The sequence below is a fragment of the Halopseudomonas sp. SMJS2 genome (assembly GCF_029866945.1).
GTDB classification, from domain to species: Bacteria; Pseudomonadota; Gammaproteobacteria; order Pseudomonadales; family Pseudomonadaceae; genus Halopseudomonas; species Halopseudomonas bauzanensis.
In genome coordinates this window covers 3022348-3048048 of record NZ_CP123445.1, presented here as the reverse complement: position 1 = coordinate 3048048, position 25701 = coordinate 3022348, and the positions used below count along the sequence as shown (strand labels likewise).

The window sequence follows — 25701 nt, the reverse complement described above, 5'->3', positions numbered from 1 at the left end:
CGCCTCCGGAGCTCATTGCCCATACATAGTCCGATAATACTCGTCTGCCATCCGGTCGGAATCGAATCGGGGCAGCACGTCGTGCATGCCTTGTTTGACCAGTGACAGCCAGTGTTCGTGCTGGTCGTAATACAACGGCCGGACCCGATGCTCAATGATGTTCATCAACTGAGAATAGTCCGCTGCGTCCTGCGCGGCGACATCCAATGTGGGATCGGCATCGGGGATCAGCAGGCAGTTGAGTCCGTCGCGGGCGAATTCAGGCACCCAGCCATCGCTGATCGACAAGTTCACCGCGCCATTCATTGCCGCGGTCATGCCGCTGGTGCCGGATGCTTCGCGCAACCGCTGGGGTGTGTTCAGCCATACGTCCGCGCCCTGTTTCAGCAGCCGTGACAGCTGGATTTCATAACCGGTCAGCACCGCGCAGCGCGCGGTCTTGTAGGACAGCCGTATCAGCCGATTGAACAGGTCGATGGCGGCTTGATCGAAGGGGAAGGGCTTGCCGGCCCAGATCAGCTGCACTGGACGGTCCTGCTGCTCGATCAATCGGCAAAAGCGGTAAACGTCATGCAGCAGCAGATCGGCCCGCTTGTAGGCGGCGAAGCGCCTGGCCCAGACAATGGTCAGCACCTCCGGGTCGAACAGCTTGCCGGTCTGGTCCGCCACCACCTGAAACAGCTGGCGCTTGAGCTCCCGTTTGCGATGGACCAGGGCGGCGTCATCATCCTGTTCCACTGCCTGGCGCAATGCCTGATCCTGCCAGAATCGCGCATTCTGGGCGTTGGTCACCGAGCTGATCGGGCGGATCCCCGGCTCGTTACCCCACATGCGATTGGCGACCTCCCCATGCAGCCGCGACACGCCATTGGCCCGGCCGGCCAGGCGCAGTGCTGCCAGCGTGTGACTGAAACGCGCGCCGCGCATGCCGGTCAGCTCGGCAACCTGCGCTTCGGACAGCTCGCCGAAGAACCCCATCTGCCGCAAAAAGTCCATGTCATGTTCGGGATTGCCGGCCTTCTCCGGAGTGTGGGTGGTGAAGACGATGCGGCGGCGCACTGCCTGGCTGTCCTGCAGCCGCGCCAGCAGGTGAAAGGCCAGTGGCAGACCATGGGATTCATTCAAATGGTGGATATCGGCGCCACCCAGCTGCTCAACCACCCGGGCGCCGCCCAGCCCCAGCACTATGCTCTGGGCGATGCGGGTCGATGGTTCGGTGTCATACAGGCGGTGGGTGATGGTCTGCGCGAGATAGTCGTTCTCGGGGATATCGGTGGTCAGCAGGTAGAGCGGGGCGGTGTTGAAGACCTCCGGCGGCAGCCGCAATGCCTTGACCCAGACCTGATGACCATTGACGGTGACCGGGACGCATATACCGGTCTCGACCAGGAACGGGTAATACTTCTTCTGGAACTGCACCCGCATGCTCTGATCATCATGGCGGACCTGGTCGTAGTAGCCGTTCTTCCACAGCATGCCGATGCCGATCAGGTTCTGCCGCAGGTCGAAGGCGCTGCGCATATGGGAGCCGGCCAGAAACCCCAGCCCGCCCGAATAGATTTTCAATGGCTGGTCGATGGCGTATTCCATGGAGAAATACGCCACGCGTTTGCGATATTGCGGGTCGGGCTCCCAGGGGAGCGGCCATGGCTGTGTCATCGAGAGGGCCCCATCGTGATCGCCGGCCGGGTTTCTTCACCAGACCCGCGCAACCCCCGGTTGCGATGATCATGCCATGCAGGCGCGCTCGACCTGGCCGGCAAACAGGCGCGCATCCGCCAACGCATGATGCGGCACTTCCAGCATGTCATCCCCGCTGATCGGGGCGGTGGCAATGGCGCGCATGCGCACATTCAAGGGTAGCCCATCGGCGCCCAGCAGCCAGTCCAGCAAAGGCCGATCCCAATGGGGCGAAGCGGTGAGAATTTCCACCGGAGCGATGGCGGCGAGGAAGGTGCGCAGGCGCTGGCGCGCCTTGCTGGTAGTCAGGCCGTGGGATAGCAGATCGAGCTTGGGCAGCACGGTATCCCGGACGAATCCCGAACAGTCATCCACCTCCCAGTTATCGATCAGCTCCAGGTACAGCTCGCGACCGTCATTGGTCACGAGCGCCAGGCTGATCAATCGCGCATGACTGGCGAGACTGGTGAACTCCATATCCAGATATGCTCTGAGCATATTCTTGTTCTCCCTGTAGGTGTCGCTGATGCGGCGCATTCAGCGAAGCTGACCCCCGAGAGCATCAATCATCTGAAACCCAAAGGCAATAGGCCACTCGTCGGGTTTGTTCACTGGCGAGATAGTTGGCGCGGTCGCCTCTATCACTCCGCCTCCGGCTGTTCACCGAAATGCGCCACCAGCTCGTCGTAACCGCCGATACGCTGGCTGTCGAGGAAGATCTGCGGGGTGGTATCGACCCCTTGTTCCTCCTTGAACAGTTGCTCCTCGGTGGCATCGGCGAACACATGTACCCGGTAGGGTACTCGATGCTTGTCCAGCAGTGCGGTGGCCTTGTCAGCAAAGGGGCAGCCTTCTTTCTGATAGACGTAATTCTGCGTGTCGTTCATCTCTGTTTCTCCACTGGTGATCCTGTACCTGTTGGACGGGCAGGGAGGGCAAAGATTCGGACTTTTATTGTCGCGGTGGCCCGCTCAGACGGCAGCCTGGCGCTGTTCGAAGGCCGTCATCACCTCCGCGACGATGCGCATCACGGCCAGGTTGGCTTCTTCCATCTCGCCGAGATGCTGCACGGCAGTCTCCAGCGAGCCCTCGTTGAAACAGCGCATGGCCGCGAGCCCCTCGCTGTGTACCGCGGTATGCGGCCGTTCGATCTCCCGGAAGTGCTGGAATTGCTGGATGCTCTGGCTGCCGTCGCCGTAGTACCACCTGCCGAAGCGGCATTCGCGCTCGCTGGGCAGAGCCGGCAAGGGCGCGCCGCGCTGGCCCAGCAGGTGGTTGTAGACCACGAACTTGAGTGACAGCTCATCCAGGTTGGCCAGTTCAACCCCGGCGCGGAAGGCCGAGGTCTCGATGCCGCGTTGCATTTCCCCAGCCAGACCGTGCAACACGTCCATGCCGGCCACGGCATCTTGGGTGGTGCGGCTGAAGTCCTCGGCCAGCGCGCCCTGGGACTGGATGTACTGCTGCACCGCGCCGGTGATGTGCTGCAGCTCATCGATCCGGGCGACGATGTCGCTGGTAGCCTGGGCAGTGCGCTCAGCCAAGTGGCGGATCTCGCTGGCCACCACAGCAAAACCGCGCCCGGCGTCACCGGCGCGGGCGGCTTCGATGGCGGCGTTGAGGGCGAGCAGATTGGTCTGGCTGGCGATGCCGCCGATGAGATCGACGATGCCGTTGATCTCCGCGGAGTGTTCGGACAGCGTCTCGACCTGGTTCGAGGCGCCGATCAGCCCGCTTTCCATGGCGGTCGCCTTGTGGCGCAGCTCATCGAAGCGCTGCTGGTTGCTCAGCGCGGCGCTGGCTACCTGGGCGGCATGCTCGCGGTCGCGATTGAGCTGACCGGCCAGATATTCGAAGGAGTCGCCGAGGTGGGTGACCGAGGTGCTGAAGCGGATAAGGTTGCCGGAGACGTGGCGGTAGTAGCGCAGCTGGCGCTGATCACCCTGCTCGCGCTCGGCCAGTTGCCGTTCCAGTTGGGCGATATGGCAGGCCTGTCTGGCCACTTCGGCTTCCAGCCGTTGCTTGTCCTGTTGCAGAGCCTGTACTTCGTCGTTCTTGCTGCGCCACCACATGGTCACCTCTGCCGATCGATTCCTTTCCTGCTATATCGGCCGAGGTAACCATGACATGAGCCATAGTGGCAATTTGTCGCGGCTCGCTGGTAGCCATTATTGCTGGCTCTTGAGCTTTTCCGCCTCCAGTGCCTGGGGACTGTTTTCGCCGTCGTTGACCGCCTTGCGGAAACCGCTGATGGCGCTGCCGACGTCGTTACCCAGCCCGCGCAGGCGCTTGGTGCCGAACAGCATGACCACGATCAGCAGAATGATCAGAAGTTGCCAGATACTGATGCCCATCATCTCGAGTTACTCCCCTTGCCCTGTTGGCCGGCCACGGTGGCCGGCGTGGTTGTCTTGCTTGGTCAATGCATGTCGCCTTGCATCATGTCACCCATATCGTGCATATCGCCCTGCTGCATCATGTCGTGGATATCACCATGTTGCGCCGCTGCGGCCTGCTGCAGAACGTCCTGATCGATCTCGTCGAAGTGCAGCACCGTGCCGTTGTGCTCCGCGGCCAATGCCTCGGCGGCAGCCTGGTCGGCGAAGGACGCGAGGGACGCACCCATGGCGCCCTTCAGTGGCGTGCCGGATACGTACCAGGCTTTCCGGGCGTCGATCAGATGGCCGTCGTCGGGCTGATCCCACTGACTCTGGCCCATGTCATGCACATAGAGTCGGGCATCCAGAATGCGGTTCTCCGGTTGCAGCCACCAGCTCAGCATTTCCGCAGTGGAGCAGAATTTCTTCACCTCATTGCGCTCCACTGCCTGGCCTTTGGGGCCGGGGAAGTCCGCGATGATCATCCCGCACACGTGGCACTCATCGGCCTCGTGAAAGGCGACCGGGTCCAGCTTCACCGGCGCCTCCTCCTGTTCACCGCAGGCGGTGAGGGTGAGCGCGAACAGCATCAGCAGAGCGGTGCGTAGGCCAGATTTGTAACTCATGTTCATGACAGTTTTCCTATTCTGGTTTTCTGATCAGGCGGCACGGCGCCGAAATGCAATATAGGCCAATAGCAGCGCCAGGCCGGCCCATGCCAGCAGGCACAGCCAGAGCAGGGCGCCACCGATGGGCAGATCCTCGCCCAGCGACAGTACGCCGATGGCATTGGCGCCGTCGAAGCCGGACAGGTTGATCAGCCGGTAGATGTCAGTCGGGTTGAGCAGCAACAGCCAGGGCAGCAGGTCGGGATTGAACTCGCCTTCGCTGAATACCAGCAGTGCCAGCAGCGCCAGATCGAACACCAGCACAAACAGAAACCACACGCCCAGGGCCATGCCGGCGGCGCTGGATTTCTCACTGACCATGCTGCTCAGCAGATAGGCCAGCGCCAGGAAGACCCAACCCAGCAGAGTCGAGGACAGCATGAAGCGGCCGAATGCCCAGACCAGCAGGCCGACCTCGATATCCTCGACCAGCAGGGCGATGGCCACCGCCGCGCAACCGAAACCGATCAGCACCGCCAGCGCCAGGATCAGGCCGTGGCCGACGAACTTGCCGAGCAGGATCTGGCCGCGGCCGATGGGGTAGGTCATCAGCAACATCAGGGTGCCGCCCTCGTCCTCGCCGACGATGGCGTCATAGGCCAACAGCAGGGCGATTAGCGGCATCAGAAAGGTCGCCAGGCTGGCCAGGCTGGCGATGGTCGCCGGGATCGAGGTAAAGCCCAACTGCCCCGAGGCCGCCGCGCCGAGCCAGGCGATGCCCACCGCCAGCGCCGCAAACAGCAGGCTGATCGCCAGCAACCAGCGGTTGCGCAGACCGTCGCTCAGTTCCTTGCGGGCAATATTCCAGATCTGATTCATGCCTTGCCCTCCGCGGCCTGCGCCTGCTTTGCACGGTCGGTGTAGTAACGGTACAGATCCTCCAGCGAGGGTTGGATGATCTCGATATCGCTGGGCTGGTCCTGCTCCAGCAATTGGCGCAGCAGGGCGATCTTGCCGCTGCTGCTGCCGACCAGCTCGATACTGTCGCTGCCCAGCGGCCGTGGGGTCTGGCCCTCTGCGCCCAGGCTCTGCAGTAATTGCTCCCGATGCTGCAGGCCGCTGGCGCGAATACGTGACGGCAGACCGGCTTCGCTGCGCAGGCTGGTCAGGGTGCCGCTGGCTTCCAGCTGACCACCGGCAAGGATGGCAGCGCGGTTGATGTGGGCTTCCACCCCTGGCAGCACGTGGGAGCAGAGCACCACGCTGGTGCCTTGCTGGCGCAGGGTATCGATGAGGATGTACAGATCCTGGGTGGCGATCGGGTCCAGCCCCACGGTGGGTTCATCGAGCAGCAGCAGCTGCGGGTTGCCGAGCAGTGCCTGGGCCAGTCCCAGACGCTGGCGCATCCCCTTGGAATAGGTCTTGACCCGTCGGTCGACGGCATGGGCCAGCCCGACCTGTTCCAGCAGATCATCGGCCTGCTGGCCGGCGGCGCCCTTGATGCGGGCGAAGTGATGCAGGGTCTCGCGGCCGGTCAGCTGCGGGTAGAACATCACGTTCTCCGGCAGATAACCAAGCTGGCGGCGGATGTCCGGGGTGTTCGGCGTGCCGCCCAGTACCTGCACCTGCCCCTCGGTGGGCGTAAGCAGGCCGAGGATGAGTTTCATGGTGGTGGTTTTGCCGGCGCCATTGTGCCCGAACAGGCCCAGCACTTCGCCCGGCGCCAGTTGCAGATCCAATTGGCGCAGCGCGGTCACCTTGCCGTAACGTTTGCTGACGCCGCGAATTTCAACCGCATTCATCAAGGGGATTCCTGTGTTCGTTGAGTCAGATGGGTGGTGGGCAACTGCATCAGCGGATGACTGTCCTGCACGCCCTGCATCTTGATGACCGGGAAGGCCCGCTGTACCCAGCGCAGCAACTGAATGGCCGGGCTGTTCATCAGCAGCCGCACCTGCGGGTACATCCACAGCAGGCGGTCGACGTTGTCGTTGGGCTCATAGGGTACGTCGCCCAGGCCGTCGTCGTTCCGGTCCCAACCCAGGTAATCGCTCCAGTAATTGCCGCGGCCCTCGACCGACCATTCCTGGGTGCGGGTGGCGACGTATTTGACCTGCTGTTCGTTACCGACAAAGGCATTGCTGCTGATCTTGTTGTTCTCCGATCCGGCGGTGAGGTGGATGCCCAGGTTGCTGCGTTCGAAGTGGTTGTTGTGGATGGTGTTGAACAGCGAGTTGTAGATGAACAGCGCCTTGCCTTCGCCGCCCTTGATCATGCTGTCGTCGCCGGTCTGGCCACGCTGGACGTTGGACACGACGTTGTTGCTGATCGTGGAATAGGTGATGAAGTTCATCAGGATGCCGTAGTTGCGGTCATCCTCGGAGCGGTTGTTCTCGACCGTCAGCATGCGGCTCTGCATCAGCGCGTAGCCAGTGCGGGTGCGGCGGGTGGTGTTGTCGATCACCCGGTTGCTTTGGGAGAACATGTAATGGATGCCGAAGCGCAGGTCCTCCATCAGGTTGCCCTGAATAAGGTTGTTGTTCGAGTTGCCCAGGTAGATGCCGTCGCGGGTGTTCAACACGCGATTGTCGATAACAGTGGCCTCGTTGGTATTGATCAGGTGGATACCGTTGCCACGATCCTGGGAGCGGAGCTCGGGATCGCCCTCGACCAGATTGCGCTCGACCCGCAGATTGCGCGTGCTATCCGACCAGATACCGAACCCCGGTCCGCGCAGATGGTTGTTGCGCAATACCACGTCATGGGCCGTCTGTTCGACGAAGATGGCCGCGTTCATGTCGGTCAGGTTGTGTCCCCAGTTGCGCAAATCGCAATTCTTGATGGTGACATCGCTCGCGCTGATGGTCAGGACGTTGCCCTGGCCTGCCGACTGGAGCACCGCGCCCTCGGCGCAGCGCAGGGTAATGGGCTGGTCGATGATGAACGGGCCGACATGGTCTCCTGCGGGGAGCACCCAGCCATCGGCGGCGGGTTGAAGTGGCAGGGCAGATAAGGGTTGAGGGGCGGCACGTACCGTCGTGCCGAGGCCGCACAACAATATGAATGCCGGGAGGCGCCAGCGTATGGCCTGATGCTCGAACAATGCTGTTTCCTTATGCCGCTTGGAATGCGCGCCCTTAGGCGGATCTTGCTTTTTCCGGGCCGGGCTTATGTGGGAGCGGCCTTGGCCGCGAACGGGCCTGACGAAAGGCTTCGCGGTCAAGACCGCTCCTACAACCGCTTTATGCTGATGCCCGGAGCGTCGATGGAGGCGCCGGGCAACGCATCACGTCGGCTCGACCAGCATGCGACCACACATTTCCATGTGCAGAGCATGGCAGAACCAGCTGCAGTAGTACCAATACACCCCGGCCTGGTCGGCGGTGAAGGTAATCGACGAGGTCTGTTGCGGGCTGATCTCCATGCTCACACCATGGTTGACCATGACGAAGCCGTGGGATACGTCCTCGATCTGGTCAATGTTGGTGATGATCACGGTGACTTCGTCGCCCTGCTTGACGGTGAACTCGTTGATACCGAAGGACGGTGCCATCGACACCATGTACACCCGGACCTTGTTGCCGTCGCGGATGATCTTGCTGTCGCTGGTCAGGTTGATGCCATCGGCCTCGGCCATCTTCACGGTATCGGCGAAGAAGGGGTCGTTGCGGTCCCAGATCTTCTTAGTGCGGATCTGATCGCGGCGCGCCATGATGCAGTCGTGCGGTTCGGCGAAGGTGGGGCCGTCATGCACCAGGATCATTTCCTCACCGGAGATGTCGATCAGCTGGTCATTCTCGGGATGCAGCGGGCCCGTTGGCAGGAAGCGGTCCTTGGAGAACTTGCTCAGGACCACCAGCCACTGGCCATCGGCTTCGGAGGTTTCGGTCAGTGATGCGTGGGTATGGCCCGGCTGATAATGCACATCCAGCTTCTGCTTGATGTAATTGACGCTCTCACCATTGTAGGCCTGGATCGCTTCTTCGATATTCCACTTGACCACCTGGCTGTCGATGAACAGGGTAGTGTAGCCGTTGCCGCGGCCGTCGAAGGTCGTGTGCAGCGGCCCCAGACCCAGTTCGGGCTCACCGACAATGACCTCGCGCGGATCTTCGAACTTGTTGGCAAACAGGTCAGGCAGCTTGTCGATGGCAATGATCGAGGCGGTGGGCGACAGCTTGCCGGCGGCGATGAAGTACTTGCCGTCAGGAGAGGTATTCAGGCCGTGGGGGTTCTTCGGTACTGGAATGTAGCGAGTGACCTTGCTGTCCTGGCCATCCTTCTTGCGGCCGTCGAGCACCGGCACCTCGGAGTCGCCCAAGGTGATGAAGTTGCCGGCCTTCAGTTCAGCTTCGATGGCCTCCACGTCGAATACCACCACCCAGTCGCGCTCATTGCGCATGGTGCCGCCCAGATCCAGCGCCTTTTCCGAGTTGTAGCAGGTGGAGGCGGCGAAACGACCGGTGTAATCGGCGTCGGTATTGTCGAGGTTGCCATCGACGATGACCTGCCAGGCCACTTCCATGGTTTCCGCGTCGATCGCGTTGTACATGGTGTAGCTGTTCTCGTCATCCATGGCGAAATTCTTGCCATCGTTCGGATGCGGGATGATGAACTCGGCGTTGCAGAACACGTACTTGGTGTGCGGCACCTTCTGCAGGCGCAGACCGTGGATGGCCTGCACGTTGGGCACGGTGGTGATCTTGTCCGTTTTCATGATGTCCAGACGGATACGCGCCACACGGCTGTTGGCCTTGTCGTTGATGAACAGGTATTTGCCGTCGTACTTGCCATCGGTCATGGACAGGTGCGGGTGGTGGCAGTCGCCATTGAGGAACTTCGCGCTGTCGCCCAATATGGCACGGCTCTCGTTGGTCAGACCCCAGCCGGTGGCGGAATCGACGTTGAATACCGGGATACGCATCAGCTCGCGCATGGAGGGCACACCGAAGACCCGCACTTCGCCCTGGTGACCGCCGGACCAGAAACCGTAGTAGGTATCCAGCTCGCCGGGGCCGACATGAATCTTGGCCTGCGCCTTCTTCTGGGCGTCACTGACCGCCTGGGCCCAGGTTTCGCGGCTCATCACCGCACCGCCGAAGGCCGTAGCCGCTACCGCCGCCCCGGTCATCGCGCTGGCGCCGAGGAAGCCGCGCCGGCTCAGTCCTTTGGATTCCGGGTTGGCCGGAAGGTTTTTGGGGTTGTCGCTCATGTTCAGCTCCTTATTGGGCCATCTTCGTTGACCTTGCGGGTCAGGGTTCGACTACTTGCACCACCGGAATCAACTGCTCGTCCGGCGCTTTCTTTCCACGTGTCTTGCGCTTGTTCTTGAGGATCAGCGGAGGACACTTGTTCTCGTTGTGATAGGTCATCTGACAATCGAGGCAGTAATGGCACTCGTTGTGGTTGATGTGTCCATCGGGGTGAATCGCCTGGATCTCACACTCCTTGGCGCACAGCTGGCAGGGGTTGCCGCACTCCTTGCGACGCTTGAGCCAGTCGAACAGGCGCACCCGGCTGGTGACCGACAGGGCCGCGCCCAGCGGGCAGATATAGCGGCAGAACACCTTGCGGGTGAAGATGTTGATCACCAGCAGAATCACCGCGTACAGCACGAACCACCATTGGCGATCGAACTTCAGGGTGATGGCGGTCTTGAAGGGCTCCACCTCGGCGGCCTTCTCGGCCATCATCATCGATTCCAGCGAGATGCCGAACAGCACCAGCAGGATGATGTACTTGATGGCCCACAGTCGTTCATGTACGGCAAAAGGCAGCTCGTACTGGGGAATCTTCAGTTTGCGGGCGATCTCGTTGATCAGCTCCTGCAATGCCCCGAAGGGGCACAACCAGCCGCAGAACACGCCGCGGCCCCACAGCAGGATGCTGGCGGCGGTGAAGGTCCAGATGATGAAGATCACCGGGTCGCTGAGGAACAGCTCCCAGCGGAAATCAGTGAACAGCGCATGGGCGAAGGTCAGCACGTTGACGATCGACAATTGCCCCAATGCATACCAGCCGATGAACACCACGGTGAAGGTGAGGTAACCGTGGCGCAACCAGCGCAGGAAATTCGGGTGCCGGGCGAAGTTGTCCTGGAAGAACAGGATGACGGTCAACAGCAGCAGGGCGGCCAGGATCACTCCGACCTGGAAACTCTTCTGATACCAGATGTTGACCCACACCGGGCGATTGGCTTCCTCGATGGCGCGCAGTTCCTCGGGCGTGGGCACTGGGCGCTCGATGTATTGCTCGGGCGTTTCATAGGGCAGCTCGAAGCTGACGAAGATGCTGTCCACCGGGCCGGTCTGGCGACGTACCAGCAGCTCCAGGGTCCAGGGCGTGCCGGGATCGAAGCCGGCATCTTCACGGAGGATGAAGATGGCCATTTCCTGGAATGGCGGGGCGCCCTCGGCCATCACGTCATACAGGCGGATATGGTCCAGGTCGCGGAAGCTGTGGATGTTGCCGAACTGACGAATCTGTACCCGGTCGAAGATGCCGCCGCGCACATAGCCCGAGCCCTTGAACGAATACTGGCCGCTGCCCAGCACCGCGAAGGCATGTTCGCCGGGCTTGAGATCGTCCATCAGGAAGCGATACTGGTTGTCGCCCAGCACGGCGCGGCCGATGGTCGGCGCGTTCAGCCAGGTGGTATACAGATCAATGAAGGTTTCCTCGCTGCGTTCCGCCGGAGCCTCGTCGACACCCTCGGCTTCAGTGCCCTGGAAGGCGCGGTTGATATCCGCGTTGCTCAACAGCAGTCGGCGGATCGAGCCGTCGCCGGTCAGCTCAGGCCAGCTGGCCTCCTGGTAGACATCCTCACGGACGGTCGCCGGCTTGCCGCGGGCGGTGAGATTGCCCTTGACCAGGCCCAGCGATGCGGCCACGTCATGCGCCGCGCGCATGACGATCTCGTTGACCACCATCACCGTCACCGTCGCGCCGGACACGGCATCGACGGTAATGGCGTTCTCATCCCTGGAGCGGCCAACCACCACCCGCTGGTCCGCCTTGACGCCGGCATACAGGGCAGTGAAATCATGCAGTTTCTGCTCGGGAATACCGATCAGCAGGATAGGTTCGTGGTGTTCCAGCACGTAGGCGTCCTGAATTACCCCGTCGGTGTCCATCAGCACCAGCATATTGATCGGCTTGCCGGAATAGGCAGGAATGTTGAGCACGTTGATGCTTTCGAAGGCGTAACCGTACACCGTGCCGACGGCATCGCTGAGCGTGCGCACCCCGTAGTCGCCTTCCGGTTCGGAAATGACGGTCGCCTGGGGGAAGAACTGTTCGATCCGTTGATCGATGAGGGATTGATCGGCGGCCAACACGGGTGCCAGTGACAGGGTCGCGAACAACAGGCCGATGGCCAGCATCCATCTGCTGAGAACCGCGGCAACTATCGACAACTTCATAGCAGTTCTTTCCATATCAAGAGTATTTTCATTCTAATAACCCCCAGTTAAAGAAGACTTGATCAGTATCAACATCCTGTCAAATACGGGGCAATTTTCTGATGAGTATCGCTATCACTTCCGGAGCCAGCGCGGCGATCGGGTCTGCCTGTGACTACCAGCCCGAGCCGCCGGACCAGCCGGTGCAGATTGCCGCGATCGATCTGCAGGGCACGGGCAGTCGCCGACAGGTTGCCGTGATTGTGGGTCAGTACGGTTTCGATGAGCTGGCGCTGATAGGCGTCTACCGCCTGGCGCAGCCCGTAATGCGGCAACTGTGCATTGGCGATCTGCGCGGCGACGCTGGCGGGAGCGACAACTGCGGCCAGATCCAGATCCGCCGCAGACAGCTGCAGCGGTAACGGCGCGCCCGCGCCCCTGGCCCGGGCTCGGAGAATGGCCCGACTGACCAGGTGCTCCAGCTCGCGCACATTGCCCGGCCAGTCATAGGCCAGCAGGGCGTCGCGAGCCGCCTGGCTCAACCCCAGCCCGGGAGCCTGGAGCCGGGTGCGGCCCTGTTCCAGAAAGTAGCCGGCCAGCAACAGCACATCGCCGTCGCGCTCACGCAGCGCGGGCACACGCAATGGATAGGCGCCGAGACGGTGGTACAGGTCGGCGCGAAAACGCCCGGCGCGCACTTCCTCTGCCAGATCCCGGTTGGTGGCGGCGATGATGCGCACGTCCACGTGCAGTTGCTGATCCGACCCCAGGCGCTGCAACTGGCCGTTCTGCAGTACCCGCAGCAGCTTGGCCTGCACGCTCAGCGGCAGTTCGCCGACCTCATCGAGAAACAGTGTGCCGCCATCGGCCAGCTCGAACTTGCCACCGCGGGTGCCGGTGGCGCCGGAGAATGCGCCGCGCACATGACCGAATAGCTCACTCTCGACCAGCGACTCGGGCAGCGCGGCGCAGTTGAGGCTGATTAACGGCTTGTTGCGGCGCTCGGATCGCTGATGGACCGCCTGGGCGACCAGCTCCTTGCCCACGCCCGTTTCGCCGCTGATCAATACCGAAAGATCACTTCTGGCTACAAGATCGATTTCTTTCAGCAGATGCCGGTGGGCCTGGCTGGCACCGATCAGCTCTCGGGAAGTAGCGCAGCTGGCGACCTGGCGCCAGGTTTCCGCGAGCTTTCGCCCATCCTCGGCCTGACGCGTCAGCCTGTTCATACGCTCGCACGCCTTGACCGTGGCTGCCGCCAGGCGGGTGAATGCTTCCAGGCTGGGAAGATCGATATGGCCAAAGCGGGCTGGGTCCAGCGAATCCAGGCTGAGCAGACCCCAGGGGCGGTCATCAATGGTCAGCGGGCAACCCAGGCAGTCATGGACCTGCAGGCGCCCCGGTGTCCCTTCGACCAGACCGTCATAGGGATCTGGCAGGTCGCAGTCAGCGGCAAAGCGGATGGCACCCCGGCTGCCCAGAACCTGCGCCAGCCGCGGATGCTCGCTCACCCGGAAGCGGCGGCCCAGGGTGTCCGGACTCAGTCCCAGCACTGCCACCGGCACTAGCAGATCACCGTCCAGACGCAACAGCGCCAGCGCATCGCACGGCAGACAGGCGCGCAGCGCCAGCAGCAGGCGCCGGTAGTGTTCGGCCTGGGGCAGATCCCGACTGAGATCATCCAGCAGCGGGAGAAGGGTGGTGAGCACGGGGCTGGGAGTCATGTCCTATCCACAACGCTTGGGTTTTCATTACCTGAAACACGGTTGTGAATATGACCACCCGCGGCGGACAAGTCCTTGATTTCGGTCAATTCCGGCGGTGGCACGCTTTGTGATAGGTGAACCGGGAGCTTTTACATCCCACAGGAGAATCCTATGAAATCCATCATCACCCTCGCACTGACCCTGGCGCTGACCACCGCCGGCCATCTTGCCCTGGCCGACGAGATCGTCGCCGAGACCACCGATACCACCGCCGGCGCGCCCTGGGAGTGAGCACCGGCCTCATGCTCGGCGGCGCCGCCGGTGGCCCGCTGGGTGCGCTAGTGGGGGCTGGCGTCGGGCTGTTCGTCGGTCAGGGCCTGCAGACCGCCAGCGGCCTGGAAGAAAGGGCCTATGCAGTGCGCGATGCCAATGGCGCGGAGCGGGTGGTCCGCTCGCCAGGCGCAGAATTCGCTATCGGCCAGCAGGTCGAGCGGCGCGGCGCCCGACTGCAGGCAGCCAGTCGCTAGAGGTTACCCAGGGGCGGGCGGCTGCGCCGGCGGGCGCGCCGCTCGGTCAGTTTCAGGGTCATGCGGGTCAGCAGGCAGCCGGCGTGGGGGTCGCCGTAATGGAACAGTGCCGTGGCCCGGCGGTGCGTGGGGCTGCAGGGCTCGTTGGCATGCAGGGTGCGGTAGCCCCAGAACAGATAGAGGTTGCCTGGCTGCAGGATCAACCGCAATGGCCGCGCCCAGCCGCGGGCGATGGCGGCGACCAGCAGCGCACGGCTCAGGCGATTCTGCAGCAGCGCCTTCTCCAGCAGGTTGAACGCGGCATTGGAGCGCACCGGCCGGATATTGGGAAACATCAGCAGATCGCCACATTGTTCCGCGTCCTGAGGAATCTCGATGGGCACCAGGGCGGTGACCAGAGTCGCATCGTAATGGAAGGCATTGGACTCGCGTCGGCCGGTCTGGCCTTGCACGCAGCGCAGCACCTGACGGATTACCGGATCATGGGCGGGCCGGGCGCAGCTCAGGCGATGGATGGAGTCGAGCAGCGCGCAGAACTCGGTGGATTCGGCCAGCAGACCCAGCAGGCTGCGTTCGACCGCCGAGCCGCCATGGTAGGCGAAATAGTTGCCATGGTGCTGCACTGCCTGGGTCGACAGCTCGCTGCGCAGGCGGGCCAGGTGCTCGGCATTGAGGTAGTCGGGGATGCAGGCGAAGCCCTGCCTGCGAATATCGGCAACCAGCCGGGCATGGGTAGCTGTATCGATGGATTTGAAGGTGGCAGTCAACCGTGGCACTCCTGCGAGGCTTCCTGGCAGTACAACGGGGAAGCGTTAAGGGGATGCCAGCAATACTCGAGAATGGCGCAATGCAAACAAGTATGGTTCTTATCTAAACAAAAACTCCTAACCTTTCACTCACGGAGCGCTTTACCACGCGGTATTCGAGCGTATAGCCGGAACCCGTCGTCCTTCGCCAAGGCGAAGGATCCATCGGCGACACCGGGGCCGGACCGCAAATTCGGGTCTCGGCCTCGGCTTCCTGCGTCGCTCTAATCCCGCCCCGTGTAGTCAAATTCGCCGAAAGTGACAACAAAGGCGGGCCGGGGACATCAGTTCTGCCCTTCGGTTTCGCGCACCCGGAACCAGGCGGCATACAGCGCGGGCAGAAACAGCAGCGTCAGCGCCGTGGCCACGGTCAGACCACCCATGATGGCCACTGCCATCGGCCCGAAAAACTCGCTGCGCGACAGCGGAATCATCGCCAGGATGGCCGCCAGCGCGGTCAATACGATGGGCCTGAAGCGGCGTACTGTGGCATCGATGACGGCATGCCAGCGGTCATGCCCGGCGGCGATATCCTGCTCGATCTGATCGACCAGGATGACCGAGTTGCGCATGATCATGCCGGACAGGGCAATGGTGCCGAGCATGGCGACGAAGCCGAAAGGTTCGCGGAAGGCCAGCAGGAACAGCGTCACACCGATCAGCCCCAGTGGTGCGGTGAGGAACACCATGACCGAGCGCGAGATACTGCGCAGTTGCAACATCAGCAGGGTCATCACCACCAGCAGAAACAGCGGTATGCCCGCGATGATCGACTTCTGCCCCCGCTGCGAGTCTTCTACGGTACCGCCCACTGCGAAGCGGTATCCGGCCGGCAATTCGGCTCGGATCGGGTCGAGGCTGGGCATGATCTGCTGTACCAGGGTGGCCGGCTGTTCGCTGCCATGGATGTCGCCCCTTACGGTCACCGTCGGCAGGCGATCGCGTCGCCAGATGACACCTTCCTCGAAGCCGTATTCCAGGGTCGCCACCTGCTCCAGCGCTACGCTGCGTCCATCGCCGGTGGGAATCGCCAGGCTGGGCAGGTGCTGTAGCGCCTCGCGTTCCTGAACGGTGCCGCGCAGGGCAATCTCGATCAGCTCGTCCCCCTCGCGGAACAGGCTCACGGTGGTACCTGTCAACTGGCTGGAGAGAAAGCCCGAGACGTCGCTGGTGCTCAGGCCCAGCGCCCGGGCGCGTTCCTGATCGATCTGCAGCAGCACCACTTTGCTGGGTGCCTCCCAGTTGAGATGGACGTTGGCCACCCCCGGATTCGCCCGCACCTTGGCAGCGACCTCTCGGGCGATGCGCCGCACTTCGTCGATGTGTTCACCGGATATGCGGAACTGGATCGGATAACCCACCGGCGGGCCGTTCTCCAGGCGAGAGACGCGCGCTCGCACTTCGGGAAACTCCTGATCCAGCAACGTCATCAGCCAGCTGCGCAACTGCTCGCGGTCTGCGATCGAGTGGGTCTTGATGACGAACTGGGTAAAGTTGGTCGCCGGCAATTGCTGATCCAGCGGCAGATAGAAGCGCGGCGAGCCGGTACCGACATAGGCCACGAAGTTGTCGATGCCGGGATGTTCGCGCAGGTGCTCTTCCAGGCGCTCGGCCTGGGCCTGGGTGGCCTTGAGCGATGCCCCCTCGGCCAGGGTGAGATCAACCATCAGTTCGGTGCGCGCCGAGGGCGGGAAGAACTGCTGCGGTACCAGGCGGAACAGCAGTATCGAGCCGATGAACAGCCCCAGGGTCACACCGATCACCAGCCAGCGGTGGACCACGCACCACTGCACCGTGCTGCGGACCCGTTGGTAGAAGCGGGTGGCGTAGGGGTCATGGCCGTCTGGGCTGCCGCCGTGTTTCTTGGCATGCAGTTTTGCCATGTCGGGCAGCAGGTTGTACCCCAGGTAGGGCACGAAGATGACCGCAGCGATCCAGGAAACCAGCAACGCGATAGTCACCACCTGGAAGATCGCCCGAGTATATTCACCGGTCCCCGAAGCAGCGGTGGCAATGGGCAGAAAGCCCGCAGCGGTGATCAGCGTGCCGGTGAGCATCGGGAACGCCGTGCTGGTCCAGGCGAAGCTGGCCGCCTTGAGGCGATCGAAACCCTGCTCCATCTTGATCACCATCATCTCCGCCGCGATGATGGCATCGTCCACCATCAGGCCCAGCGCCAGAACCAGGGCGCCCAGGGAAATCTTGTGCAGGCCGATGTTGAAGTAGTTCATCACCGTGAAGGTCATCGCCAGCACCAGCGGAATCGATAGCGCGACCACCAGGCCGGTGCGCAGACCGAGGGAGAAGAAGCTCACCAGCAACACGATGATGACCGCTTCGGCTAACACCTTGACGAACTCGCCGACGCTCTCGCGCACGGCCTCTGGCTGGTCGGATACCTTGTGCAATTGCAGGCCGACGGGCAGCGTCTGGCGCATGCGTTCGAATTCGGTTTCCAGGGTCTTGCCCAGCGCCAGGATGTCGCCACCGGGCTTCATCGAGACCGCCAGGCCCAGCGCGTCCTGCTCCATGTAGCGCATGCGTGGTGCCATGGGGTCATTGAACCCCCGGTGCACGTCGGCAATGTCATCGATCCGGAAGGTGCGGTCACCGATGCGAATGGGAAACTGGCGGATCTGCTCGACCGTCTCGAACTGTCCGGATACCCGCAGGCGCACCCGCTCATCGGCAGTCTCGAAGAAGCCCGCCTCGTGCAAGGTGTTCTGTTCTTCCAGCGCCTGCTGCACAGCGGCCAGCGGCAGGCCCAGAGTCGCCAGCTTGAGGTTGGACAGCTCGATCCAGATCTTCTCGTTCTGAACGCCGATCAGCTCCACCTTGCCCACATCCCTGACCCGCTGCAGCTGCAATTGCAGGCGTTCGGCATAATCCTTGAGCAGGGCGTAATCGAAACCGTCACCGGTCAGTGCATAGATATTGCCGAATGTCGTGCCGAACTCATCATTGAAGAAGGGGCCGACGACATCCGGTGGCAGGGTGTGGCGAATGTCGCCGATTTTCTTCCGCAGTTGATACCAGAGTTCGGGGATTTCCTTGGAGTCGAGCGTATCCAGCGCGACGAAGGTAAGGGTCGATTCGCCGGGCCGGGAATAGGACACCACCTGCTGGTAGGCACCGGTTTCCATGGCCTTCTGTTCGATCCGGTCGGAGACCTGGCGCGCCACTTCCTCGGCCGTCGCCCCTGGCCAATTGGTGCGTACCACCATGGCCTTGAAGGTGAAGGGCGGGTCCTCGCTCTGGCCCAGCTCACCGTAGGACAGGAACCCGGCCACCGACAGCACCAGCATGAAATACAGAACAATCTGGCGGTTGCGCAGTGCCCAGGCGGAAAGATTGAATGACATGTCTATTCTCCGGCGAGTGTCACGCTGCGATTCTGCCGATCCACCGGCTGCACCTGCTGGCCCTCGACCAGCATATGCACCCCGGCAGCGATGACCCAATCATCAGCCTGCAGCCCATCGAGAATGGTCGCGTGCTCCTGACCATAGTTGCCCATACGCACCGGCGTACGAACCACCGCATGGGTTTGCGGATCGACCACCCAGACAAAGCTCTCACCTTGCTCCGCGCTCACCGCAGACAGGGGGACTGCCAGCGGCACCTGATCGGACTGGCGGATAAAGACGCGGGCGCTCTGACCGACCTCGACTCGCTGCGCATCGGCGTTGAAGCTGACCCGGGCCGCAAAGGTGCGGGTCAGCGGATCGGCGGCCGGCGACAGCTCGCGGATGGTGCCGGCAAAACGGTCCTCGGGGCGGGACCACAGTTGTACGTCCACCGCCTGGCCAATGGCGATATGGCCAATGCTGCTTTCCGGCAGGCTGATCAGCGCCTCGCGCTCACCATCGGCCGCCAGCACGAAAACCTGCTGACCGGCGGCAACCACCTGCCCGACCTCGACCGCGCGCTGGGCGATAACGCCATCCTGTGGCGCCCGCAGCACACTGTAGGTGGCTTGGTTATCCGCCACATCGAACTCGGCCCGGGCCTGCTTTAGCCGCGCTGCGGCCGAGCGATAGGTATTGTCGGCATTATCATATTGCGAAGAGCTGATCATCTGGCGATCCAGCAGCGTGCGATAGCGGTCGCGCTCGGTCCTGGCCAAGTGCACATTGGCCTCGGCGGCTGCCACCTGCGCCCGCGCGGCTTCCAGCTGCAGGCGCACGTCCTCGGGATCGAGTTCGGCCAGCGGTTGATCCTTACGGACCCGATCACCCGCATCCACCATGCGCTTGGTGACCTTGCCCCCGATACGGAATGCCAGCTCCGGCTCGAAGCGCGCCCGTACTTCACCGGGATAACTCTGCACCTGCGCCTCGGCCGGTTGGGGGTGTACCACGACCGCCGGGCGGGGTGGCGTTTCGACGATTTCAGGCTCACGGCAGCCGCTCAGGGCGCTGGTGAGGACGAGAACGATAAAGCCGAGTAGGGCATGGCGGGACATGGGCGGCGACCTGTCACAGAGTTGGAATAATTGAACTGACAGGTATAGTATTAATACCAAACCCGCCAGTCCAGTATTTAAAGACATGTCTGAAAAAAAATTACGCCCCAGCGGTCCCGGCCGCCCGAAAGACCCGGCCAAGCGCCAAGCCATCCTGCACGCGGCCCAGGCGCTGTTTCTGCGCAACGGTTACGAGGGCACCAGCATGGAGGCCATCGCCGGGGAAGCGGAGGTCTCCAAACTCACCGTCTACAGCCATTTCAGCGACAAGGACACCCTGTACGCCGCAGCCATCCGCAATGTCTGTGAAAGCCAGATGCCGCAGCTGTTCTTCGAACATCCCGCCGAGACGGATATCCGCATCCTGTTACAGCGTATTGGCGATGCGTTCTGCCTGCTGATCAACGGTCCTGAGTCGCTGGCGCTGCATCGTCTGCTGGTGCGGATGGCCGGGCAGGATGCAAAGCTGGCGCAACTGTTCTACGAAGCCGGGCCGCAGCGGGTATGCGAAGGCATGGTGCAGGTGCTGCAACGGGCGGTGGGCCGTGGCGAGTTGGAGATCGAAACCCCGATCAATGCGGCGCGCCATTTCTTCTGTCTGCTCAAGGGCGATCACAACTTTCGCCTGCTGATCGGCCATGAGCAATCGATGAACGCGGTGGATCGTCAGCAGCATGTCGCCGAAGTGGTGGATATCTTTCTGCGTATCTATGGCACTCATTCCCGCTGACCGGTGAAGGGCGGCTGGTGGTGCGGGGCGCTTTGGGATATCCTCTGCGCCTTTTTCCCAGGGGGTATGACATGCTGGAAACCACTCTCACCCAGCTCGAACGACTGGTTACCGATCTGCTGGAGCAGAACCGCGCGCAGAACGAGAACATCGCTCGCCTCGAACAGGAGTTGCAGCAGGTCAAGGATGAGAACGACAGTCTGCAATTGGCAGCCATGGAGCAGGAAGAGCAATTGAGCTCCACGGTGGGTCGGCTGCAGGCCATTCTGCAGCGCAGTGGCGTCAGCGCTGAGGCATGAGCAACGTGCGGGTAGTCAGTTTTCTGGGGCAGGATTATTCGTTCCGCATCAGCGAGAGCGAGGAACTGCTGTTCCAGCAGGCCACTGAGCTGCTGCAGCAGAAATTGAACGAATCCCGCGAGCAGCGTGCCGGTAGCGATGCGCACCAATTGCTGGTGACCACGGCGCTGGCGCTGTGTGTTTCCCAGATCCAGCAGAACGAACAGCTGCAGCAGGCGGAGCACCGCCTGACTGCGCTGGTCGCCCAGTTTCAATCGGTGGACTGATCAGCTTCACCTTTCCCGCCTTCCCTGGTTTCCTTCCTTATCAACTAGTCGAGTCGGTAATTTCTGTCCTGCTTGATGAGTGAATATTCATTCTGTTTATGTGGGCTTGTGTGATCCGCTTCTCATATATGCTCCATGTCGAAACGGTAGGATGGAGTGTCTCGTCTGCTGTCTCGGATTGACAATGGTTGCCTCGCTCCAGAGGCGACCCCTGACAATAACTACAAAAACTGAAGGTATGTGATGAACAGGAACAAGAGGTCTCTGCCGTCTGCAAGCGGCTTGCGCATGTCGGCTATAGGTATCGCATCAGTCATGCTGGCGGGGTGTTTTTCCGGCTCGGGTAGTTCCGACTCCCGCTCCGATGAGCTGAGCGAAGGGGTTTTCATTGACAGCGCGGTGAGCGGACTGAGGTTCAGTACAGAGACTCAGCAGGGCAGGACCAGTGCCGAGGGCGCCTTCGTCTACCGCCCAGGAGAAAATATCGATTTTGCCGTGGGCGGTATCCAGCTGGGTTCGGCTGCCGGCCAGAGCGTCATTACCCCGATTAACCTGCTGCCCGACGCGGACCCAGCGGATGCCGCTGTGGTGAACATGGCCCGGCTGCTGCAGAGCCTGGATGCCGATGGCAACCTGGTCAATGGCATCCAGATCTCCGATGAGATCGACCAGCAGGTGACCGAGTATGCGCAGCAGCATCGCCTGGAGAACCTTGACTTCAGCGATGACGAAGCCTTCGAGCAAGCCGTGGCCGGTCTGCTGGACGAGCTCAACCAAGCGGGCGTCTTCGATGAGAACAGCCGTGCCGGTGAGCGTTCATTGCGCGCGCGGCTGCCGGCCTGGCAACATCTGCAGGACTCGTTGGCGCAGCTGGACGGCGCCGAGCTGCAACACGACCGGCTGCCAGTGCTGTTCATCCATGGCGGCGCAGGCTCGGCGTCGCAGTTCGAGTCCCAGGCCCAGCGCCTGCGCGCCAACGGTTACCCGTTGGCGCATATCGGGGTCTATGAATACAACACCGCTACGGGTCAGGACCCGTTCGATCCGGAGCAGGCGGCGGCCCGCAACGCCAGTATCAACCGCATCATCGACCAGCTATTGCTCGCCACAGGAGCGCAGCAGGTCAATCTGATTGGCCATTCCATGGGCACCCGGGTCAGCCTGGTGTATCTCTCCGAACCGGCCAATGCTGCCAAGGTAGCCCGCTATGTCAGTGTCGACGGTGCGGCGGTTGATCATCAGCCCGGCGACGTACCGACGCTGGCGTTGTGGGGGCAATATGTCGACCGTACCGTAGTGGGCGCGCAGAATGTCTATCCTGCGGCAGACGCCCCGGTAGGTCACATCGAGGTCGCCACGTCGGCGGAGTCGTTCGAGCGCATGTACCATTTCTTCAACGGTGAGGCGCCGGCCGAAACTGCCATTCCGCAGGCTGCAGGCCAACAGGTCTGGATCGCCGGCAAGACGCATATCTTCCCCGAGAATATCGGTGCAGAAGGCACCACCCTGGAAATCTACCAGACCGACCCGCATACCGGGGTACGGCTCAGTGACGTGCCGTTGCACACACAGCGAATCGGAGTCAGCGGTGATTGGGGACCGCTGCAGGTCGACCGGGACGCCGTTCTCGAATATGCCCTGCTGCATCCTGAACCAGGCAATGATCAATATTTCTACCGTGAGGGATACCCGCAGGACAGTTTCCTGGTGCGGCTGAATACCTCCCTGCCGGGAACCGGCGTTGGCCAGTATCTGCATCGCAGCGCGGCACATACCAATATCATCATCGGCCGGGACAAGGAGCTGTGGGGTGATCAGGGTGATGATAATGATCGCCTGACCGTCAATGGGACCGATGTGGTAACCGAGCTGACGGCACCCTTGCTGAAGCGATTGAGCAGCTTGTTCCTGCATGATCGCAACAGCGATCAGCGCAGCAACCTGGCGGAGCCTGATCAGCTGTTCCACCTTTTGCCCTTCATGTCCGGGCTGGACCTGTTCCTGCCGGCGTCATCGCATGCTGGCGAGATCATTGCGATCCGCTTGCAGCCGCGCGGTGGGGGCGAGGAGCAGGTAATCAACGTGCCGAACTGGCCGTCTGACAAGGTGCGTTCGGTATCGGTCCAGTTCAGGGATTATGCGACCGGAACCGCGCAGGATTAAGCGCCGTCTGTGAGCGACAATGGGGGCGTCATGATGACGCCCCTTTTTGCGTCAATGTTGTATCGGTCTCTGCCGACTCGGCATTCTTGCGGGTGCCGCGCAGGTTCATCAGAAACAGGCCGATCTGCAGCACGATCAGCGCCCAGGCATGGGTGTGCCAGCCCCAGATGATCCACAGCACATTACTGGCGATGAAACAGACGAAGCCGGCCAGGCGTTTCAGTCGTTGGCGTGATCCCACCAGCCAGGCCGCCACCAGGGTGACGACCATGGCTGGCCATTGCAGCAGATTGATCAGGGTATCGGTATCCATGCAGACTCAGACCCGGCCGGCACTTTCGCGTTCCGTACACGATCAGGCCGCGGAAACAAAAAAGCCCGGCAGGAAACCTGCCGGGCTCGGGGTGCTGCGGTTGTTTATCGTGCCAGCTTGGCCTTCAGCTCGCGGCGGCGGCGATGCAGGACCGGCTCGGTGTAACCGTTGGGCTGCTTGGTGCCTTGGAGGATGAGCTCCAGCGAGGCCTGGAAGGCGACGCTGTCATCGAAGTTGGGCGCCATCGGGCGGTAGGCTGGATCGCCGGCATTCTGCCGATCAACCACTTCGGCCATGCGCTGCATGCTATCGATCACCTGCTGCTCGGTGATGATGCCGTGGCGCAGCCAGTTGGCCAGCAGCTGGCTGGAGATACGCAGGGTCGCGCGGTCTTCCATCAGGCCGACATCATTGATATCCGGCACCTTGGAGCAACCAACGCCCTGGTCGATCCAGCGCACGACATAACCGAGAATGCCTTGAACGTTGTTGTCGATCTCGTTCTGCTTCTCTTCCGCGGTCCAGTTGGTGTCCTTGGCCAGCGGAATGGTGAGAATGTCGTCCACCGAGGCGAAGGTGCGCTTGGCCAGTTCCTGTTGGCGCTCGAACACGTTGACCTTGTGGTAGTGCAGGGCGTGTAGGGTGGCGGCGGTGGGCGAGGGCACCCAGGCGGTGTTGGCGCCGGCCATGGGGTGGCCGATCTTCTGCTCCAGCATGCCTGCCATCAGATCGGGCATGGCCCACATGCCCTTGCCGATCTGAGCGCGACCAGACAGGCCGCAGTTCAGACCATGATCGACGTTCCAGTCTTCATAGGCGCCGATCCACTTCTCGGCCTTCATGGCAGCCTTGCGCACCACCGGGCCGGCTTCCATGGAGGTGTGGATCTCGTCACCGGTACGGTCGAGGAAGCCGGTGTTGATGAACACCACGCGCTCGCTGGCAGCCTTGATGCAGGCTTTCAGGTTGACGGTGGTGCGGCGTTCCTCATCCATGATGCCCATTTTCAGGGTATTGCGCGCCATGCCGAGCAGGTCTTCCACGCGGTTGAACAGCTCGTTGGCGAAGGCGACTTCTTCCGGGCCGTGCATCTTTGGCTTGACGATATACATCGAGCCGGTGCGGCTGTTGGCGCGGCTGGTGTTGCCCTTGAGGTTGTGCTGGGCGATCAGTGCGGTGAACACGCAATCAAGGATGCCTTCCGGCGCTTCGAAGCCGTCCTTGTCGATGATCGCATCGTTGGTCATCAGGTGGCCGACGTTGCGGATGAACAGCATCGAGCGGCCATGCAGGGTCAGCTCGGAACCATCTGCCTGGGTGTAGACCCGGTCGGCGTTCATGGTGCGGGTAAAGGTGGAGCCCGCTTTGCTGACCTGCTCGGCCAGATCGCCCTTCATCAGACCCAGCCAGCTACCGTAGACCACGGTCTTGTCTTCGGCATCAACGGCGGCGGTGGAGTCTTCGCAGTCCATGATCGTGGTGATGGCGGCTTCCATCAGCACATCCTTCACGCCAGCCGCGTCGGTCTGGCCGATGGGGCTTTCGCGATCAATCTGGATTTCGAAATGCAGGCCGTTGTTCTTCAGCAGCACGGCGTGGGGAGTGGCGGCATTGCCCTGGAAGGCAACGAACTTATCGGCTTCCTTGAGACCGGTCTGGCTGCCGTCTTTCAAGGCAACGCGCAATTGACCCTGATCAATGGTATAAGCGGTGGCGTCTACATGGGAACCTTTGGCCAGCGGTGCTGCCTCATCAAGGAACGTGCGGGCAAAGGCAATGACCTTGTCGCCACGTACTTGATTGTAGCCGGGGCCTTTTTCGGCACCGTCGGCTTCGCTGATGGCATCGGTGCCATACAGGGCATCGTACAGCGAACCCCAGCGGGCGTTGGCGGCATTGATCGCGAAACGGGCATTCATGATCGGCACCACCAGCTGCGGGCCGGCCATGGTGGCGATTTCATTGTCGACGTTTTCGGTAGTGATCTTGAAATCGGCGGGTTCAGGCAACAGATAGCCGATGTCCTGGAGAAACGCCTTGTAGGCAGCGGCATCGTGGGGCTGGCCGGTACGCTCCTGGTGCCAGGCATCGAGAGTGGCCTGCAGCTCGTCACGCTTGGCCAGCAGGGCGCGGTTCTTGGGCGCCAGGTCATGGAGCAGTGCATCTACGCCGGCCCAGAACGCATCGGCCTGTACACCGGTGCCGGGAATGGCTTGTTCGTTGATGAAATCGAAAAGAACCTTGGCAACCTGGAGATCACCAACCTGGACGCGTTCAGTCATGAAAACCTCTCACTCTGCTGAGATACTGCGCGATAGCGCATAAGGACGTGGCATTTGGAAACGCAGCATGTTACATGA

The 25701-nt window shown here is 61.9% G+C and carries 22 protein-coding genes; 5 read left to right on the top strand and 17 right to left on the bottom strand.

What is annotated here, in order from left to right:
- Positions 1-12: 12 nt before the first annotated feature.
- From glgP to norR, 12 genes are all read right to left on the bottom strand, one after another.
- Positions 13-1659, bottom strand: a complete 1647-nt coding sequence (gene glgP / locus QAO71_RS14340) for an alpha-glucan family phosphorylase (protein ID WP_136868830.1) — start codon at positions 1657-1659, stop codon at positions 13-15.
- Positions 1660-1728: 69 nt separating this feature from the next.
- Entirely contained in the window at positions 1729-2178 is a 450-nt protein-coding gene (locus tag QAO71_RS14335; protein ID WP_036990171.1) for a hypothetical protein, read from the bottom strand.
- A gap of 143 nt (positions 2179-2321) precedes the next feature.
- Positions 2322-2567: a glutaredoxin domain-containing protein gene (locus tag QAO71_RS14330; RefSeq protein ID WP_036989203.1), complete on the bottom strand. Its 246-nt coding sequence runs from the start codon at positions 2565-2567 to the stop codon at positions 2322-2324.
- Between the two features lie 84 nt (positions 2568-2651).
- Positions 2652-3752 (bottom strand): methyl-accepting chemotaxis protein, encoded by a 1101-nt coding sequence (locus QAO71_RS14325; protein WP_036989204.1) that lies wholly within the window; start codon positions 3750-3752, stop codon positions 2652-2654.
- A gap of 96 nt (positions 3753-3848) precedes the next feature.
- Positions 3849-4037, bottom strand: coding sequence for a twin-arginine translocase TatA/TatE family subunit (tatA, locus tag QAO71_RS14320; RefSeq protein WP_211242597.1), 189 nt, complete (start codon positions 4035-4037; stop codon positions 3849-3851).
- Between the two features lie 62 nt (positions 4038-4099).
- Complete coding sequence (locus tag QAO71_RS14315; RefSeq protein ID WP_280164734.1) at positions 4100-4690, bottom strand: nitrous oxide reductase accessory protein NosL; 591 nt, start codon at positions 4688-4690, stop codon at positions 4100-4102.
- Positions 4691-4717: 27 nt separating this feature from the next.
- Complete coding sequence (locus tag QAO71_RS14310; protein WP_280164733.1) at positions 4718-5545, bottom strand: ABC transporter permease subunit; 828 nt, start codon at positions 5543-5545, stop codon at positions 4718-4720.
- Entirely contained in the window at positions 5542-6468 is a 927-nt protein-coding gene (locus QAO71_RS14305; protein WP_036989207.1) for an ABC transporter ATP-binding protein, read from the bottom strand. The genes QAO71_RS14310 and QAO71_RS14305 overlap by 4 nt, the downstream gene beginning before the upstream one ends.
- The gene (locus QAO71_RS14300) at positions 6468-7727 is read right to left on the bottom strand and encodes a nitrous oxide reductase family maturation protein NosD (RefSeq protein ID WP_280165693.1); all 1260 of its coding nucleotides are present in this window, start codon (positions 7725-7727) and stop codon (positions 6468-6470) included. The genes QAO71_RS14305 and QAO71_RS14300 overlap by 1 nt, the downstream gene beginning before the upstream one ends.
- Positions 7728-7952: 225 nt before the next feature.
- On the bottom strand, positions 7953-9878 hold the full coding sequence (gene nosZ / locus QAO71_RS14295) for a TAT-dependent nitrous-oxide reductase (RefSeq protein WP_280164732.1): 1926 nt from the start codon (positions 9876-9878) through the stop codon (positions 7953-7955).
- A 40-nt stretch (positions 9879-9918) separates the two neighbouring features.
- Positions 9919-12087, bottom strand: coding sequence for a NosR/NirI family protein (locus QAO71_RS14290; RefSeq protein WP_136868832.1), 2169 nt, complete (start codon positions 12085-12087; stop codon positions 9919-9921).
- A gap of 68 nt (positions 12088-12155) precedes the next feature.
- On the bottom strand, positions 12156-13790 hold the full coding sequence (gene norR, locus QAO71_RS14285) for a nitric oxide reductase transcriptional regulator NorR (protein WP_063607982.1): 1635 nt from the start codon (positions 13788-13790) through the stop codon (positions 12156-12158).
- 269 nt (positions 13791-14059) lie between these two features.
- Between norR and QAO71_RS14280 the strand changes: the two genes are divergently transcribed.
- Positions 14060-14299: a hypothetical protein gene (locus tag QAO71_RS14280; RefSeq protein WP_348273398.1), complete on the top strand. Its 240-nt coding sequence runs from the start codon at positions 14060-14062 to the stop codon at positions 14297-14299.
- Here QAO71_RS14280 and QAO71_RS14275 read toward each other — a convergent pair.
- The 3 genes from QAO71_RS14275 to QAO71_RS14265 all read right to left on the bottom strand — a co-directional run bounded on the left by QAO71_RS14275 (position 14296) and on the right by QAO71_RS14265 (position 19570).
- Entirely contained in the window at positions 14296-15066 is a 771-nt protein-coding gene (locus tag QAO71_RS14275) for a hypothetical protein (RefSeq protein ID WP_280164730.1), read from the bottom strand. The genes QAO71_RS14280 and QAO71_RS14275 overlap by 4 nt on opposite strands.
- A gap of 323 nt (positions 15067-15389) precedes the next feature.
- Positions 15390-18467, bottom strand: a complete 3078-nt coding sequence (locus QAO71_RS14270) for an efflux RND transporter permease subunit (RefSeq protein ID WP_036989212.1) — start codon at positions 18465-18467, stop codon at positions 15390-15392.
- A 2-nt stretch (positions 18468-18469) separates the two neighbouring features.
- Positions 18470-19570, bottom strand: a complete 1101-nt coding sequence (locus QAO71_RS14265) for an efflux RND transporter periplasmic adaptor subunit (protein WP_036989214.1) — start codon at positions 19568-19570, stop codon at positions 18470-18472.
- A gap of 85 nt (positions 19571-19655) precedes the next feature.
- Here QAO71_RS14265 and QAO71_RS14260 point away from each other — a divergent pair, with 85 nt between their 5' ends.
- The 4 genes from QAO71_RS14260 to QAO71_RS14245 all read left to right on the top strand — a co-directional run bounded on the left by QAO71_RS14260 (position 19656) and on the right by QAO71_RS14245 (position 23028).
- A complete protein-coding gene (locus QAO71_RS14260; RefSeq protein WP_280164729.1) occupies positions 19656-20300 on the top strand; it encodes a TetR/AcrR family transcriptional regulator in 645 nt (214 codons plus the stop codon).
- Positions 20301-20371: 71 nt separating this feature from the next.
- The gene (locus QAO71_RS14255) at positions 20372-20599 is read left to right on the top strand and encodes a hypothetical protein (RefSeq protein ID WP_280164728.1); all 228 of its coding nucleotides are present in this window, start codon (positions 20372-20374) and stop codon (positions 20597-20599) included.
- On the top strand, positions 20596-20865 hold the full coding sequence (locus QAO71_RS14250) for a cell division protein ZapA (protein ID WP_036989217.1): 270 nt from the start codon (positions 20596-20598) through the stop codon (positions 20863-20865). The genes QAO71_RS14255 and QAO71_RS14250 overlap by 4 nt, the downstream gene beginning before the upstream one ends.
- 288 nt (positions 20866-21153) lie before the next feature.
- Positions 21154-23028: an alpha/beta fold hydrolase gene (locus QAO71_RS14245; protein ID WP_280164727.1), complete on the top strand. Its 1875-nt coding sequence runs from the start codon at positions 21154-21156 to the stop codon at positions 23026-23028.
- A gap of 28 nt (positions 23029-23056) precedes the next feature.
- Here QAO71_RS14245 and QAO71_RS14240 read toward each other — a convergent pair whose 3' ends face one another.
- On the bottom strand, positions 23057-23341 hold the full coding sequence (locus QAO71_RS14240) for a hypothetical protein (protein WP_036989218.1): 285 nt from the start codon (positions 23339-23341) through the stop codon (positions 23057-23059).
- A gap of 104 nt (positions 23342-23445) precedes the next feature.
- Positions 23446-25623: a malate synthase G gene (locus QAO71_RS14235; RefSeq protein WP_280164726.1), complete on the bottom strand. Its 2178-nt coding sequence runs from the start codon at positions 25621-25623 to the stop codon at positions 23446-23448.
- Between the last annotated feature and the right edge of the window lie 78 nt (positions 25624-25701).

Bases quoted from the DNA above. Each gene is read 5' to 3' on its own strand.
- QAO71_RS14335 (WP_036990171.1), bottom strand. From the start codon at position 2,178: ATGCTCAGAGCATATCTGGATATGGAGTTCACCAGTCTCGCCAGTCAT.
- QAO71_RS14290 (WP_136868832.1), bottom strand. From the start codon at position 12,087: ATGAAGTTGTCGATAGTTGCCGCGGTTCTCAGCAGATGGATGCTGGCC.
- tatA (WP_211242597.1), bottom strand. From the start codon at position 4,037: ATGATGGGCATCAGTATCTGGCAACTTCTGATCATTCTGCTGATCGTG.
- QAO71_RS14265 (WP_036989214.1), bottom strand. From the start codon at position 19,570: ATGTCCCGCCATGCCCTACTCGGCTTTATCGTTCTCGTCCTCACCAGC.
- QAO71_RS14260 (WP_280164729.1), top strand. From the start codon at position 19,656: ATGTCTGAAAAAAAATTACGCCCCAGCGGTCCCGGCCGCCCGAAAGAC.
- QAO71_RS14325 (WP_036989204.1), bottom strand. From the start codon at position 3,752: ATGTGGTGGCGCAGCAAGAACGACGAAGTACAGGCTCTGCAACAGGAC.
- QAO71_RS14240 (WP_036989218.1), bottom strand. From the start codon at position 23,341: ATGGATACCGATACCCTGATCAATCTGCTGCAATGGCCAGCCATGGTC.
- QAO71_RS14245 (WP_280164727.1), top strand. From the start codon at position 21,154: ATGTCGGCTATAGGTATCGCATCAGTCATGCTGGCGGGGTGTTTTTCC.
- QAO71_RS14255 (WP_280164728.1), top strand. From the start codon at position 20,372: ATGCTGGAAACCACTCTCACCCAGCTCGAACGACTGGTTACCGATCTG.
- norR (WP_063607982.1), bottom strand. From the start codon at position 13,790: ATGACTCCCAGCCCCGTGCTCACCACCCTTCTCCCGCTGCTGGATGAT.
- QAO71_RS14270 (WP_036989212.1), bottom strand. From the start codon at position 18,467: ATGTCATTCAATCTTTCCGCCTGGGCACTGCGCAACCGCCAGATTGTT.
- QAO71_RS14330 (WP_036989203.1), bottom strand. From the start codon at position 2,567: ATGAACGACACGCAGAATTACGTCTATCAGAAAGAAGGCTGCCCCTTT.
- QAO71_RS14235 (WP_280164726.1), bottom strand. From the start codon at position 25,623: ATGACTGAACGCGTCCAGGTTGGTGATCTCCAGGTTGCCAAGGTTCTT.
- QAO71_RS14315 (WP_280164734.1), bottom strand. From the start codon at position 4,690: ATGAACATGAGTTACAAATCTGGCCTACGCACCGCTCTGCTGATGCTG.
- QAO71_RS14250 (WP_036989217.1), top strand. From the start codon at position 20,596: ATGAGCAACGTGCGGGTAGTCAGTTTTCTGGGGCAGGATTATTCGTTC.
- nosZ (WP_280164732.1), bottom strand. From the start codon at position 9,878: ATGAGCGACAACCCCAAAAACCTTCCGGCCAACCCGGAATCCAAAGGA.
- QAO71_RS14310 (WP_280164733.1), bottom strand. From the start codon at position 5,545: ATGAATCAGATCTGGAATATTGCCCGCAAGGAACTGAGCGACGGTCTG.
- QAO71_RS14305 (WP_036989207.1), bottom strand. From the start codon at position 6,468: ATGAATGCGGTTGAAATTCGCGGCGTCAGCAAACGTTACGGCAAGGTG.
- glgP (WP_136868830.1), bottom strand. From the start codon at position 1,659: ATGACACAGCCATGGCCGCTCCCCTGGGAGCCCGACCCGCAATATCGC.